This is a genomic window from Nonomuraea sp. NPDC051298 (genome assembly GCF_055586305.1).
Genome location: NZ_JBVJIM010000003.1, coordinates 521,155 through 533,771 on the forward strand (window position 1 = coordinate 521,155; position 12,617 = coordinate 533,771).

Consider the following 12,617-nt stretch of genomic DNA (forward strand, 5'->3'; position numbering starts at 1 on the left):
CCGGATGCGCTGCCTGGGTGCTCTGTCCGGGTGTTCTGTCCGGGTGCGCTGACCAGGTCCTCTGTCCGGGCGCTACTTCGACGAGACGCCGACCCCCAGGTCGAACTCCCGGTAGACCCGGGCCCAGAACCCGTCGCGCAGCCACACCCGCGCCTCCGGGTAGGGCCGCAGCGAGTGCCCGAGCTCCTTCTCCGCCTCGATCAGCAGCTCGGTGTCGATCACGGTCGGCAGGATCGGCCCCGGCAGCAGGTCGCGGATGTTGTCGCGGCCCCGGGTGAGGATCCACTTCTGGGCGACGTGCTCGCCCACGTCCTCCACGCGCGGACGGCTCGGCCCGAGCTTGGCGACCTGGCCGGGCTTGGCGTGCGGTTTGACGGGCGCGCGCCCGGCGAAGACCTGGGCGGGCGAGGGGGCGGCGGCCGGTGGCGCGACCGGCACGGGTTGCGGAGCACGGCTGAAAAAGGGCCTCAGGAAATCAGCGGAGATCACTTCGACGGTGTCGGACTCCCACACCAGGCGTTCGGCCTGGTTGGTGCCGTACGGTGGCTCGACGCCCCAGAGGTGGATGCGCACGCCGTACGCCTGCGCCGCCTCGACCGCCGGGACCATGTCCTCGTCGCCCGCCAACAGGATCGTGTCGGTGACCGCGTGATGCCTGGCCAGTGCCTCCAGATCGCTCCGGATCTGCGCGTCCACGCCCTTCTGCTGGCCACGGGCGTTCAGGTTGCCAAGTCGCACCTTGACCCATGGAAGCTGGGCGATGACCCGCTGGTCGACGGTGGGCACGCGGTCACGGGCTGCGTCATACCAATAGATCCGCAGAAGCTCGCCGGAAATACGTTCCTCTGCATGTTTCTGTAGACTCTGGATGAGCTCATCGGCGGCCACCCGATATTCCTTGCGTTCCTTCGCACCGAGCAGCACTTCGCCCGCCGCGGCGTAGAGATAACCTACATCCACCAGGACGGCGTACTTGGCTGCCACAGGATGCGGCATGAGGTCTGGGATGGCCATGTCGTCCTCCAGGCCGCGGTGTTAGTTGATCGGCTGACTATATACGCCTACTTTCTCTAGATAGTCCCAACTCCCGGGGAACTTGACACCCGATTCTCAGGATCTATCTAGGGTAGTGCGCTCATCCGCCATGCCGACTTCCCTGGGACGATAGGCTTACGCATAGCTCTAGCCGGGTTTCGCCACGTTTGGCTTCGGGGTATCGGAGAAGTCTCCGCTTCGGCTTGAGTGGCGGTTCGGGCGGCGGCCCGCGCGGCGAGTACGGCCGTCAGGGCCGCGATCTCCTCAGGCGTCGGATCGCCCCGGACAATACGCAGATGTGCCGTCATAGCGGGATGTTCCCATGCTTCTTGGGGGGCAGCGTCGCCCGCTTGTTCCGCAGGGCCCGCAGCGCCCTGACGACCTGGGGCCTGGTTTCGGATGGCCGTATCACCGCGTCCACGTAACCGCGCTCCGCCGCGATGTACGGGTTGGCCAGCGTGTCCTCGTACTCGGTGACGAGCCTGGCCCGTTCGGCGTCGGGGTCGTCGGAGGCGGCCAGTTCGCGTCGATACAGAATGTTGACCGCGCCTTGTGCTCCCATGACCGCGATCTGGGCCGTGGGCCAGGCGAGGTTCACGTCCGCGCCCAGGTGCTTGGAGCCCATGACGTCGTACGCCCCGCCGTACGCCTTACGGGTGATGACCGTGATCAGCGGGACGGTGGCCTCGGCGTAGGCGTACAGGAGCTTGGCCCCGCGGCGGATGATTCCGTTCCATTCCTGATCGGTGCCGGGAAGGAATCCCGGCACATCAACAAAAGTCAGGATCGGAATATTAAACGCATCACATGTTCGAATAAATCGGGCGGCCTTCTCGGAGGCGTTGATATCCAGGCATCCGGCGAAATGCATGGGCTGGTTGGCCACGACGCCCACCGGCCGGCCGTCCACGCGGCCGTACCCGACCACCACGTTCGGCGCGAACAACGCGTGGACCTCCAGGAACTCCCCGTCGTCCAGCACGTGCTCGATCACCCGGTGCATGTCGTACGGCTGGTTGGCCGAGTCGGGGATCACCTCGTCGAGCCCGGGATCGGGCGCCAGGTCGTCGGCGGCCTCGAACACCGGCGCCTCGTCCAGGTTGTTCGACGGCAGGTACGACAGCAGCGCCTTGACGTAGTCGAGCGCGTCCTGCTCGTCGGCGGCCTGGTAGTGGGCCACGCCCGACTTGGAGTTGTGCGCGTGTGCCCCGCCCAGCTCCTCGAACGTGACCTCCTCCCCGGTCACCGTCTTGATCACGTCGGGCCCGGTGATGAACATGTGCGACGTCTGGTCCACCATCACCACGAAGTCGGTCAGCGCGGGGGAGTAGACGTGGCCGCCCGCCGCGGCGCCCATGATGAGCGAGATCTGCGGGATCACGCCCGAGGCGTGCACGTTGCGCTTGAAGATCTCGGCGTACAGGCCGAGCGCGACCACGCCCTCCTGGATACGCGCGCCGCCGCCCTCGTTGATGCCGATGACGGGGCAGCCGGTCTTGATCGCCAGGTCGAGCACCTTGACGATCTTCTCGCCGTACACCTCGCCGAGCGAGCCGCCGAACACGGTCACGTCCTGCGAGAACACGCACACCTGCCGGCCGTCGACCGTGCCGTGCCCGGTGATCACCCCGTCGCCGTACGGCCGCCGCCGCTCCAGCCCGAACAGCGAGGACCGGTGCCTGGCGAACTCGTCGAACTCGACGAACGAGCCCTCGTCCAGCAGCGCCAGCACCCGCTCCCTGGCGGTCATCTTCCCCTTGGCGTGCTGTTTCTCGACGGCCGCCGCGGACCCGGCGTGCGCGGCCTCCTCCAGCCGCCGCTCCAGGTCGGCGATCTTCCCGGCGGTGGTGTGGAGGTCGCGCTCTTCCGGTTGCGGTTCCGCGGCTGTGCTCATGCGCGCAAGGCTAACCCCTCCTCCTAGAGTGGTTCCATGACGGACGCCGTGCGCACCCATGGCCTGCTCAAGCGATACGGGCAGCAGATCGCCGTCGCGGGTGTGGACCTCGTCGTACCGGCGGGGAGCTTCGCCGGGCTGGTGGGTCCCAACGGCGCGGGCAAGACGACCACCCTGAGCATGATCACCGGGCTGCTCCGTCCCGACGGCGGCTCGGCCGAGGTGGACGGGTTCCACGTCTGGCGAGATCCGGTCGAGGTCAAGGCGCGCATCGGCGTGCTGCCCGAGGGGCTGCGGCTGTTCGAGCGCCTGTCGGGGCGCGAGCTGCTGCTCTACAACGGCAGGCTGCGCGGCATCCCCAAGGCCGACGTCGAGCAGCGCGCGGGCGAGCTGCTGGCCGTGATGGACCTGACTGGCGCCGCCGACAAGCTCGTCGTCGACTACTCCACCGGCATGCGCAAGAAGATCGGCCTGGCCGCCGCGCTGCTGCACAACCCGTCGGTGCTCTTCCTCGACGAGCCGTTCGAGGGCGTCGACCCGGTCAGCGCCGACACGCTGACCGAGGTGCTCCGGCGCTTCACCGCCTCCGGCTCCACCGTGATCTTCTCCAGCCACGTGATGGACCTGGTCGAGCGCCTGTGTGACTGGGTGTCGGTGATGAGCGCGGGGCACATCGTGGCGCAGGGGCCGCTGGCCGACGTACGCGGTGGGCGCAGCCTCAACCAGGCGTTCCTCGAACTCGTCGGCCGGGCGCCGGGCAGCGGCGAGACGGGCCTGAGCTGGCTCGGCGCCAAGCCGCGGGCGGAGTCGTGAGCACGCCGTCCGGTGCGCGCCGACCTGGTCACGGTGGCCCCACAGGCATGACGGCCCCCTTGAGCCTCCTGGGCACGGTGACGCTCTTCGCGCGGCTCAAGCTGCGCCTGATGGCCGGGAGCCTGCGCGGCGACCTCCAGCGCAAGCTCGGCTTCGTCTTCACCCTCCTCGCCGCCGCGGGCCTGGCCGTGCTCGGCTTCTTCCTGATGAGCCTGCTGCGGCTGGCGCCGCCCCAGGTCGCGCTCTCGCTCGTGACCGTGTTCTTCTTCCTCCTGCTGCTCGGCTGGATGACCGTGCCGCTGCTGGCCTTCGGCCTCGACGACACGCTCGACCCGGCGAAGCTGGCGCTGTTCCCGCTGGACACGCGGCGGCTGGCGGTCGGCATGTTCACCGCGTCGGCGACCGGCGTGTGGCCGGTGGCGATGCTGGTCGCCACGTTCGGCGCCCTGGTCGGGCTGGCCTACGGCCTCGGCGGGTTGATCATCGGGATCCTGGCCGTGCTGCTGCAGTTCGCGCTGTGCCTGGTGGCGTCCAGGCTGGTCACCACCGTGCTGTCGAGCGTGCTGCGCACTCGGCGCGGCCGTGACGTGCTGGCCGTGGCGGCGCTGCTCGTGGTGGTGCTCGTCCAGCTCCCCAACCTGCTGATGAACTCCGGCTTCGGCGACCCCGCGGCCATGCTGCACAGGACGGCCGCCGTGCTCAGGTGGACCCCGCCCGGCATGATGGCCCACGCGATCGGCGACGGCGGCCTCGTCGCGCTGGGTGAGGTGGCGCTGGTGGCGCTGTTCGCGGTGGCGCTGGCCTGGCTGTGGATCAAGGCGCTGAGCCGGGCCCTGGTCACGCCCGACGGCTCCACCCAGGCCGCCTCCGTGCGCAGGCAGAGCGGGCTGACCGACCGGTTCCTGCCCGACGGGCCGCTGGCCGCCGTGGTGACCAAGGAGCTGAAGTACATGAGGCGCGAGCCCCGCTTCCGCGTGGGGTGGTTCAGCGCCGTCGTGGTGACGGTCGTGTTGTCGGTCTCGCTGAGCAACGCGGGCGAGGGCGGGGTCGGGCCTGGCACGCCCATCGTGCTGACCACCATCGGCGCGCTGATGATGGCGCTGCAGTCGGGCAACGCCTTCGGCATCGACGGCCGCTCGCTGTGGATGAACGCCGTCGTCTTCGGCTCCGAACGCGGCCTGTCCACCGACCTGGCCGGTCGCCATCTGGCCAACGCGCTGGTCGCGGTGCCGCTGCTCGCCGCCGTCGCCGTGGCGACCGGGCTGTTCACCGGCCATCCCGGCGCGATCCTGCCCGCGGCGCTGGCCGGGTGGGGCGCGCTGGGCATCGGGCTCGGGGTCGGCTCGGTGACCAGCGTGGTGCTGCCGTACACGGTGCCGGAGCGGGTGAACGCCTTCACCGGGGCCGCTCCCGGCCAGGGCGGGCAGGCGTTCGCCTCGGCCATGGGCGGCGCGCTGGGCATCGGGGCGCTCGTGCTGCCGTTCGTGTTGCCGCTGATGTTCGGGCTCACCTGGGTCTGCGTGCTGGCGCCCGGTTATGGCCTGCTGGCGGAGGTGCTGGGGCGGCGGCTGGCCGCCAGGATCGGCTTCGCACGTATGCCGGAGTTGCTCGCGGAGGTGTCGAAGGGCACCTGACCAGTGGTCTAGTCCAATTACTGAGACCCGTCTACGGCGCCCGGAATCGACTCGATACCCTTCGAAACATGATTGACCAGGGGTTTGAGCGTCGAAGTGTCGCCGTAACCGAGATGCCGGACGAGCTGCGCCACGATGTGCGCCTGCTCGGCAAACTGCTCGGCCAGGTGCTGGCCGAGCAGGGGGGCGAGGACCTGCTGGCCGACGTCGAACGGCTGCGCAAGGCCGTCATCGCCGCCCGCAGGGGCGAGATCTCGGCCGACGTGATCACCGAAATGATCGCCGGATGGGAGATCGAGCGGGCCGTGGCGGTGGCCCGCGCGTTCACCTGTTACTTTCACCTGGCCAACCTGGCCGAGGAGCACTACCGCATCCGTACGCTGCGCGAGCGTGACGCGGAGGGCGCGGTGCAGCGCGAGTCGCTGGCGCAGGCCGTGCAGGAGCTGGGCCACGAGCGCGTCACCGAGCTGGTGGACGGCCTGGAGCTGCACCCGGTGCTCACCGCGCACCCCACCGAGGCGCGCAGACGTGCCGTCGTCACCGCCATCCAGCGCGTCAGCGGCCAGCTCACCGAGTACAACACCCCTGGCCGCGGGGCCTCCGAGCGCGCCGAGAGCAAGCGCCGCATGCTGGAGGAGATCGACCTGCTGTGGCGTACGGCCCAGCTCCGCTCGACCAAGCTCGACCCGCTCGACGAGGTGCGCACCGCCATGGCCGCCTTCGACGAGACGTTGTTCCGCATGGTGCCGCAGGTCTACCGCCTGCTCGACGCCGCGCTCGACGAGGGCACCGGCACCCGTCCCCCGGTGGCCAGGGCCTTCATCCGCTACGGGAGCTGGATCGGCGGCGACCGCGACGGCAACCCGAACGTCACCTCCAAGGTCACCCGCGAGACCGTCCAGATCCAGTCCGAGCACGTGCTGAGCGCCCTGGAGACCGCCTGCACGCGCATCGCGCGCACGCTCACCGCCTCCGCCCAGTTCGCGCCCCGTTCGGCCGAGCTGAAGAGGGCGCTGGCGGCGGCCGTCGACGCCCATCCCGACGTGGTCTCCGAGCTGGCCACCCGTTCGCCGCGCGAGCCGCACCGGCAGTGGCTGCTGTTCGTGGCCGCGCGCATCGCCGCCACCCACCGCCGCGATCTCGACCTGGCCTACCGTTCGCCCGCCGAGCTGCTGGCCGACCTGCGGCTGGCGCAGGAGTCGCTGGCCGCCTCGGCGCCGCGGCAGGCGTACGGCGAGTTGCAGCACCTCATCTGGCAGGTGGAGACGTTCGGCTTCCACCTGGCGGAGCTGGAGGTGCGCCAGCACTCTCAGGTGCACGCGGCGGCCCTCGAGGAGCTGCGGGCCGGCGGCGAGCCGTCGGAGCGCACCGAGGAGGTGCTCGCCACCATCCGGGTGATCGGCTGGATCCAGGAGCGCTTCGGGGTCACGGCCTGCTCCCGCTACGTGGTCTCCTTCACCCGGTCCGCCGACGACGTCGCGGCCGTGTACGAGCTGGCCCGCCACGCCCTCGGCGACCGTGCGCCGGTGCTCGACGTGGTGCCGCTGTTCGAGTCGGGCCAGGACCTGGCCAACTCGCCGCGCGTACTGACCGGCATGCTCGACATCCCGGAGGTCCAGCGGCGGCTGGCCGACACCGGACGGCGCATGGAGATCATGCTCGGCTACTCCGACTCGGCCAAGGAGCTGGGCCCCGCGGCCGCCACGCTCCGGCTCTACGAGGCGCAGGAAGAGCTGACCGCCTGGGCCGCCGAGCACGACGTGAAGCTGCGCATGTTCCACGGCCGTGGCGGCGCACTGGGCCGGGGCGGCGGTCCGGCCAACCGGGCCGTGCTGGCCCAGGCGCCCGGCTCGGTCGCGGGCCGGTTCAAGGTCACCGAGCAGGGCGAGGTCATCTTCGCCCGCTACGGCCACATCGCCATCGCGCGCCGCCACATGGAGCAGGTGGCCAACGCCGTGCTGCTGGCCTCCTCGCCCACGGTCGGGGCCCGCACGGCGAGCGCCGCCGAACGGTTCCGCGGCCTGGCCGAGCAGGTGGCCACGGCCTCGGAGCAGGCGTACCGAGGGCTGACCGAGGCGCCGGGCTTCCCCGAGTGGTTCGGCCTGGTCAGCCCGCTGGAGGAGATCGGCGCGCTGCGGCTGGGCTCGCGCCCGGCCCGTCGCGGGCTCGGCGCGCCGCGCTCACTCGACGACCTGCGCGCGATCCCGTGGGTGTTCGCCTGGGCCCAGACCCGGGTCAACCTGCCCGGCTGGTACGGCCTCGGCACCGGCCTGGCCGCGGTCGACTCCCTCGACGAGCTGCGGGCGGCGTACGCGGAGTGGCCGCTGTTCAACGCGATGCTGGACAACGCGGAGATGTCACTGGCCAAGACCGACCGCTCGATCGCCAAGCGCTACCTGGCGCTGGGCGGCAGGGACGACTTCGGCCGCCAGGTGCTGGAGGAGTACGACCGCACCCGCGAGCTGGTCCTGCAGGTCACCGGGCACACCCGGCTGCTGGAGAACCGCAAGGTGCTCTCGCGCGCCGTCCAGCTCCGCGACCCGTACGTGGACGCGCTGTCGCACCTCCAACTGCGGGCCCTGCGCGCGCTGCGCACCGGCAACCCGTCGGAGCAGGAGCGCGACCGGCTCTCCACGTTGCTGCTGCTGTCGGTGAACGGGGTGGCGGCCGGGCTGCAGAACACCGGCTGACGCTCCGGGCCGCCACCGCCGGGGCTACCGGCTCTCGAAGAAGGAGACGATGTCCGAGGTGAGCGCCTCGGTGGCGGTGTGCGCCGTGTAGTGGCCGCGGGCGGGGGCCGGGAGCGTCTTCCACGAGACGAGGTTCGCGTGGTCGCGCTCGGCGAAGCGGCGGATCGACCTGAAGTCGCCCTCGCCCATGGCCAGCGCGGTCGGCACGGTGGTGGGCTCCTTGGGCTGCTCGGCGCGGGCGTTCTCCCAGTACAGCCGCAGCGCCGAGCCGGCCGTCCCGGTGAACCAGTGGACGGCCGCGTTGGCCAGCACGAAGTCGTCGTCCAGGTCGTCGTCGAAGAGCTGGGCCAGCCAGCCGAGGAGCCCGGCGGGCGAGTCGGCGATCGCGTGCGCGAGCGTCTGCGGCTGCTGGGAGTGCAGCACGTTGAAGGCGCCCTTCTCCTTCCAGAACCAGTCGAGCACGGCCAGCCCGGCCTGGTCCTCCTCGCTCAGGTCGGCGAACTCGGCCGGGTCGCCCGACGGGAACGAGTAGAGCTGGGTGACGTGCACGCCTACGACGTGCTCCGGGTCGATCCTGCCGATCTCCGGAGAGATCATCGAGCCGGCGTCGTTGCCGACCGCGCCGTAGCGCTCGTGGCCGAGCCTGGCCATCAGCTCGGCCCACGCCTTGGCGATGCGCTGGTTGTTCCAGCCCAGCTCGCGCGTCGGCCCGGAGAAGCCGTAGCCCGGCAGCGACGGGATGACCAGGTGGAAGTGGCGCGACAGGGGCTCGATGGCGTCGAGGTATTCGACGATCGAGCCGGGCCAGCCGTGGGTGAGGATCAGGGCGAGCGCGTCGGGGTTGCTCGAGCGTACGTGGAAGAAGTGGATGTTCTGGCCGTCGATCTCGGTCGTGAACTGCGGGTAGGCGTTGAGCCTGGCCTCCAGGGCCCGCCAGTCGAACCCGTCGCGCCAGTGGCCGACCAGGCGCCTGACCCGCTCGACGCTCACGCCCTGCTCGGCGCCGGAGATCTCGTCGGTGAAGCGGGTCAGGGCGAGACGGGCGCGGAGGTCGTCGAGGTCGCTCTGCGGGATCTCGATGCGGAAGGGCGTGACGGTGCTCATCGGAAGCTCCTCTTTGTGGATCGGAACGCTTCGTTCTGGTTCCAGAGTATCAGAACGGAATGCTTTATTCCACTCAAAACCGGGACGCGGACACGTCGCTCCGCCCTCCCGCCTGCGAGGATGGGGGGATGCCCGACTCACGCTACTCCGACCTCGACCGGCCTCCGCTCTCGGAGGCGGCACTCAACCGCGCCCTGGTGCGTCCTGGCTCGCTGTGGACCGGTGTCACCGTCGTCGACAGCACCGGCTCCACGAACGCCGACCTGGCGCGGGCCGCCGCAGAAGGCGCCCCCGAGGGCACGGTGCTGGTGGCGGAGGCGCAGGAGGCGGGCCGCGGGCGGCTGGGGCGCGTCTGGGTGGCGCCGCCCCGCTCGGGCCTGACGTTCTCGATCCTGCTCCGGCCGCGCGTGCCCCTGGCCGCGCAGGGCTGGCTCTCCCTCCTGTACGGCGTCGCCGCCGCCTCCGCCGTCCGCCGCCTGGCCGAGGTCGACGTACGCCTCAAGTGGCCCAACGACCTGCTGATCGGCGAGCGCAAGCTGGCCGGGGTGCTGGCCGAGCGGGCGGACGACGCCGTCGTCATCGGCATGGGCATGAACGTCACGCTCAGGCCCGGCGAGCTGCCCGTCGAGACCGCCACGTCACTGGAGATCGAGAAGGCGGCCTGCACCGACCGCGACCCGCTGCTGCGGGCCGTGCTCAGGGAGATCGAGGGCCACTACCGCGACTGGACCGCGGCCATGGGCGACGCTGAGGCGTCCGGCCTGCGCTCGGCCTACCTCGCCGCCAACGCCACGGTCGGGCGACAGGTACGCGTGGAGCTGCCGGGGGAGCAGTCGGTGACCGGGCTGGCCACTGGCATCGACCGCTTCGGCCACCTCCAGGTGGAGGCGGAGGGCGAGCGCTACACGCTGAGCGTGGGCGACGTCGTCCACGTACGCGCGATCGACTAGCCACAGGGACGGATCGACCAGTCACAGGGACGGGCGTCCGGCCCGAACCGGTGGCGTTTTCGCGGTGCCGTGGCAGCCGGGCGGCGATGGTGGCACGATTTGGGTCATGACCATTCCCGACCACCATCTGACGCAGGGTGAGCGGCGCGTGCGGTCCTTCCACCCCCATTGGAAGCGGCTCGTCGTCCCCCTGATCGCGCTGGTCCTCATCGCCGCGGTCTCGGGCGCGGCGATCTACTTCATCCCGAGCGACTTCGACTACTCCGTCCACGCCCGGATCGCCGTCGTCGTCCTCGGGCTCGTCCTGCTGACGATCTGGTCGTTCGTGCCGTACCTGCAGTGGAAGAACACCGGCTACGTGCTCACCACGCACCGCTTCACGATCAGCACGGGGGTGCTCAACAAGTCGACCGACGAGATCCCGATCACGAAGGTCAACACGGTGAGCTCCGACCAGACGTTCGCCGAGCGGCTGCTCGGCTGCGGCACGCTGACCGTCGAGTCCGCGGGCGACCGGGGCGAGATCGTGCTGCGCGACATCCCGAGGATCCAGGACGTCCGCACCGACCTGTTCCGGCTGGTGGAGGACGCCTCCGACGGCGAGGTCGACGGCCGCTGAGGCGGTCTCACCGAGGCGGGTCCGGCGCGGTGCGGCCCCATGTCTTGCGGAGATCATCCTCCTGACACAAGATGACTGGCATGCCGTACGAAGTGCAGGGCGTCGTCGCCCGAGGCAAGGGTCAGGAAGTTTCCCTCGAGACGGTGATCGTCCCGGACCCGGGTCCGGGCGAGGCGGTGGTCGACGTGCGGGCCTGTGGCGTGTGCCACACCGACCTGCACTATCGGGAGGGCGGGATCAGCGACGACTACCCGTTCCTGCTCGGCCACGAGGCGGCGGGGGTCGTCGAGGCGGTCGGCCCCGGCGTCACGGAGGTCGAGCCCGGCGACTTCGTGATACTCAACTGGCGCGCGGTGTGCGGCCAGTGCCGTGCCTGCCTGCGCGGCCGCCCGTGGTACTGCTTCGCCACCCACAACGCCCGGCAGAAGATGACCCTCGCCGACGGCACCGAACTGTCCCCTGCGCTGGGCATCGGCGCGTTCCTCGACAAGACGCTCGTGGCGGCCGGCCAGTGCACGAAGGTCTCGGCCGAGGCTCCGGCCGAGGTCGCGGGCCTGCTGGGGTGCGGCGTGATGGCGGGCCTCGGCGCGGCGATCAACACCGGCGGGGTCACGCGCGGCGACAGCGTGGCGGTCATCGGCTGCGGCGGCGTGGGTGACGCGGCGGTCCTGGGCGCGTCGCTGGCCGGGGCCGCGAAGATCATCGCGGTCGACGTGGACGCCCGCAAGCTGGAGTGGGCCAAGGGTTTCGGCGCCACCCACACGGTCAACTCGCGTGAGAGCGACCCGGTCGAGGCCATCAGAGACCTGACCGGCGGTCATGGCGCCGACGTCGTCATCGAGGCGGTGGGCCGGCCCGAGACGTACGAGCAGGCGTTCTACGCCCGCGACCTGGCCGGCACGGTCGTGCTGGTCGGCGTGCCGACGCCGGAGATGCGCCTCGAACTCCCGCTGCTCGACGTCTTCGGCCGCGGCGGCGCGCTCAAGTCCTCCTGGTACGGCGACTGCCTGCCCTCCCGCGACTTCCCCGTGCTCATCGACCTGTTCCTGCAGAACCGGCTGCCGCTGGACAAGTTCGTGTCCGAGACGATCGGGATCGGCCAGGTCGAGGAGGCGTTCGCCAAGATGCACCGCGGCGAGGTGCTGCGTTCGGTGGTGGTCTTCTGATGATCGACCGCGTCATCACCTCGGGCACGTTCTCCCTCGACGGCGGCACCTGGGACGTCGACAACAACGTCTGGCTCGTCGGCGACGCCCGCGAGGTCGTGGTCATCGACGCCGCCCACGACGCTGCGGCGATCGCCGAGCGGGTGGGCGGGCGCGCGGTCAGGGCCATCGTCTGCACCCACGCGCACAACGACCACATCAACGCCGCCCGTGACCTGGCCGAGCGGACGGGGGCGCCGATCCGGCTGCACCCGGCCGACCAGGTGCTGTGGGAGCAGGTGTACGGGCCTGAGGTCGCGTACGAGCCGTTGGACGACGGCGAGAAGCTGACGGTCGGCGGGATCGGGCTGCAGATCCTGCACACGCCCGGCCACTCGCCGGGGGCGGTCTGCGCGTACGCTCCCGACCTGGGGGCGCTGTTCAGCGGTGACACCCTGTTCAAGGGCGGGCCGGGGGCGACCGGCCGTTCGCACAGCTCGTTCGGGACCATCATCGACTCGATCAGGGAACGGCTGCTCACCCTCCCGCCGGAGACCGTCGTCCACACCGGGCACGGCGATTCGACCTCGGTGGGCGCGGAGGCGCCGCACCTGGAGGAATGGATCGCCCGCGGCCACTGAGGGCGTGGACAGGGGAGTGTGACCCACCCAACATAGGCAAGCCTTACCGAAGTGGGCTACTTTAGGTGTGCCTAACCTAAAAGCACCCAAAG

At 70.6% G+C, this 12,617-nt stretch carries 11 protein-coding genes; 7 read left to right on the forward strand and 4 right to left on the reverse strand.

The window, feature by feature from the left end:
* Positions 1–72: 72 nt before the first annotated feature.
* The 3 genes from ACZ6S0_RS12530 to ACZ6S0_RS12540 all read right to left on the reverse strand — a co-directional run bounded on the left by ACZ6S0_RS12530 (position 73) and on the right by ACZ6S0_RS12540 (position 2,929).
* On the reverse strand, positions 73–1,014 hold the full coding sequence (locus ACZ6S0_RS12530; RefSeq protein ID WP_344893383.1) for an NYN domain-containing protein: 942 nt from the start codon (positions 1,012–1,014) through the stop codon (positions 73–75).
* A 107-nt stretch (positions 1,015–1,121) separates the two neighbouring features.
* A complete protein-coding gene (locus ACZ6S0_RS12535; RefSeq protein WP_465915872.1) occupies positions 1,122–1,343 on the reverse strand; it encodes an acyl-CoA carboxylase epsilon subunit in 222 nt (73 codons plus the stop codon).
* Positions 1,340–2,929: an acyl-CoA carboxylase subunit beta gene (locus ACZ6S0_RS12540; protein WP_465915873.1), complete on the reverse strand. Its 1,590-nt coding sequence runs from the start codon at positions 2,927–2,929 to the stop codon at positions 1,340–1,342. Before ACZ6S0_RS12540 ends, ACZ6S0_RS12535 begins: the two co-directional genes overlap by 4 nt.
* A 36-nt stretch (positions 2,930–2,965) precedes the next feature.
* On the opposite strand from ACZ6S0_RS12540, the gene ACZ6S0_RS12545 reads away from it, so the two are divergent.
* From ACZ6S0_RS12545 to ACZ6S0_RS12555, 3 genes are all read left to right on the forward strand, one after another.
* A complete protein-coding gene (locus ACZ6S0_RS12545) occupies positions 2,966–3,742 on the forward strand; it encodes an ABC transporter ATP-binding protein (RefSeq protein WP_465915875.1) in 777 nt (258 codons plus the stop codon).
* 47 nt (positions 3,743–3,789) lie between these two features.
* On the forward strand, positions 3,790–5,376 hold the full coding sequence (locus ACZ6S0_RS12550; RefSeq protein ID WP_465915878.1) for a hypothetical protein: 1,587 nt from the start codon (positions 3,790–3,792) through the stop codon (positions 5,374–5,376).
* Positions 5,377–5,489: 113 nt separating this feature from the next.
* Entirely contained in the window at positions 5,490–8,066 is a 2,577-nt protein-coding gene (locus tag ACZ6S0_RS12555; protein WP_465915879.1) for a phosphoenolpyruvate carboxylase, read from the forward strand.
* Between the two features lie 24 nt (positions 8,067–8,090).
* On the opposite strand, the gene ACZ6S0_RS12560 is transcribed toward ACZ6S0_RS12555, so the two are convergent.
* A complete protein-coding gene (locus ACZ6S0_RS12560) occupies positions 8,091–9,170 on the reverse strand; it encodes an epoxide hydrolase family protein (protein WP_465915881.1) in 1,080 nt (359 codons plus the stop codon).
* Between the two features lie 128 nt (positions 9,171–9,298).
* Here ACZ6S0_RS12560 and ACZ6S0_RS12565 point away from each other — a divergent pair, with 128 nt between their 5' ends.
* The 4 genes from ACZ6S0_RS12565 to ACZ6S0_RS12580 all read left to right on the forward strand — a co-directional run bounded on the left by ACZ6S0_RS12565 (position 9,299) and on the right by ACZ6S0_RS12580 (position 12,525).
* Positions 9,299–10,120 (forward strand): biotin--[acetyl-CoA-carboxylase] ligase, encoded by an 822-nt coding sequence (locus ACZ6S0_RS12565; RefSeq protein ID WP_465915883.1) that lies wholly within the window; start codon positions 9,299–9,301, stop codon positions 10,118–10,120.
* Between the two features lie 106 nt (positions 10,121–10,226).
* Positions 10,227–10,739 carry a PH domain-containing protein gene (locus tag ACZ6S0_RS12570; RefSeq protein ID WP_465915885.1) on the forward strand — a complete coding sequence of 171 codons (513 nt, stop codon included), beginning with the start codon at positions 10,227–10,229 and terminating at the stop codon, positions 10,737–10,739.
* 80 nt (positions 10,740–10,819) lie between these two features.
* On the forward strand, positions 10,820–11,905 hold the full coding sequence (locus tag ACZ6S0_RS12575; RefSeq protein ID WP_465915887.1) for an S-(hydroxymethyl)mycothiol dehydrogenase: 1,086 nt from the start codon (positions 10,820–10,822) through the stop codon (positions 11,903–11,905).
* Positions 11,905–12,525, forward strand: coding sequence for an MBL fold metallo-hydrolase (locus ACZ6S0_RS12580; protein WP_465915889.1), 621 nt, complete (start codon positions 11,905–11,907; stop codon positions 12,523–12,525). The genes ACZ6S0_RS12575 and ACZ6S0_RS12580 overlap by 1 nt, the downstream gene beginning before the upstream one ends.
* The last annotated feature ends 92 nt before the right edge of the window (positions 12,526–12,617 follow it).

Coding starts and splice junctions, on each gene's coding strand:
- ACZ6S0_RS12530 (WP_344893383.1), bottom strand. CDS start 1,014: ATGGCCATCCCAGACCTCATGCCGCATCCTGTGGCAGCCAAGTACGCC.
- ACZ6S0_RS12535 (WP_465915872.1), bottom strand. CDS start 1,343: ATGACGGCACATCTGCGTATTGTCCGGGGCGATCCGACGCCTGAGGAG.
- ACZ6S0_RS12540 (WP_465915873.1), bottom strand. CDS start 2,929: ATGAGCACAGCCGCGGAACCGCAACCGGAAGAGCGCGACCTCCACACC.
- ACZ6S0_RS12545 (WP_465915875.1), top strand. CDS start 2,966: ATGACGGACGCCGTGCGCACCCATGGCCTGCTCAAGCGATACGGGCAG.
- ACZ6S0_RS12550 (WP_465915878.1), top strand. CDS start 3,790: ATGACGGCCCCCTTGAGCCTCCTGGGCACGGTGACGCTCTTCGCGCGG.
- ACZ6S0_RS12555 (WP_465915879.1), top strand. CDS start 5,490: ATGCCGGACGAGCTGCGCCACGATGTGCGCCTGCTCGGCAAACTGCTC.
- ACZ6S0_RS12560 (WP_465915881.1), bottom strand. CDS start 9,170: ATGAGCACCGTCACGCCCTTCCGCATCGAGATCCCGCAGAGCGACCTC.
- ACZ6S0_RS12565 (WP_465915883.1), top strand. CDS start 9,299: ATGCCCGACTCACGCTACTCCGACCTCGACCGGCCTCCGCTCTCGGAG.
- ACZ6S0_RS12570 (WP_465915885.1), top strand. CDS start 10,227: ATGACCATTCCCGACCACCATCTGACGCAGGGTGAGCGGCGCGTGCGG.
- ACZ6S0_RS12575 (WP_465915887.1), top strand. CDS start 10,820: ATGCCGTACGAAGTGCAGGGCGTCGTCGCCCGAGGCAAGGGTCAGGAA.
- ACZ6S0_RS12580 (WP_465915889.1), top strand. CDS start 11,905: ATGATCGACCGCGTCATCACCTCGGGCACGTTCTCCCTCGACGGCGGC.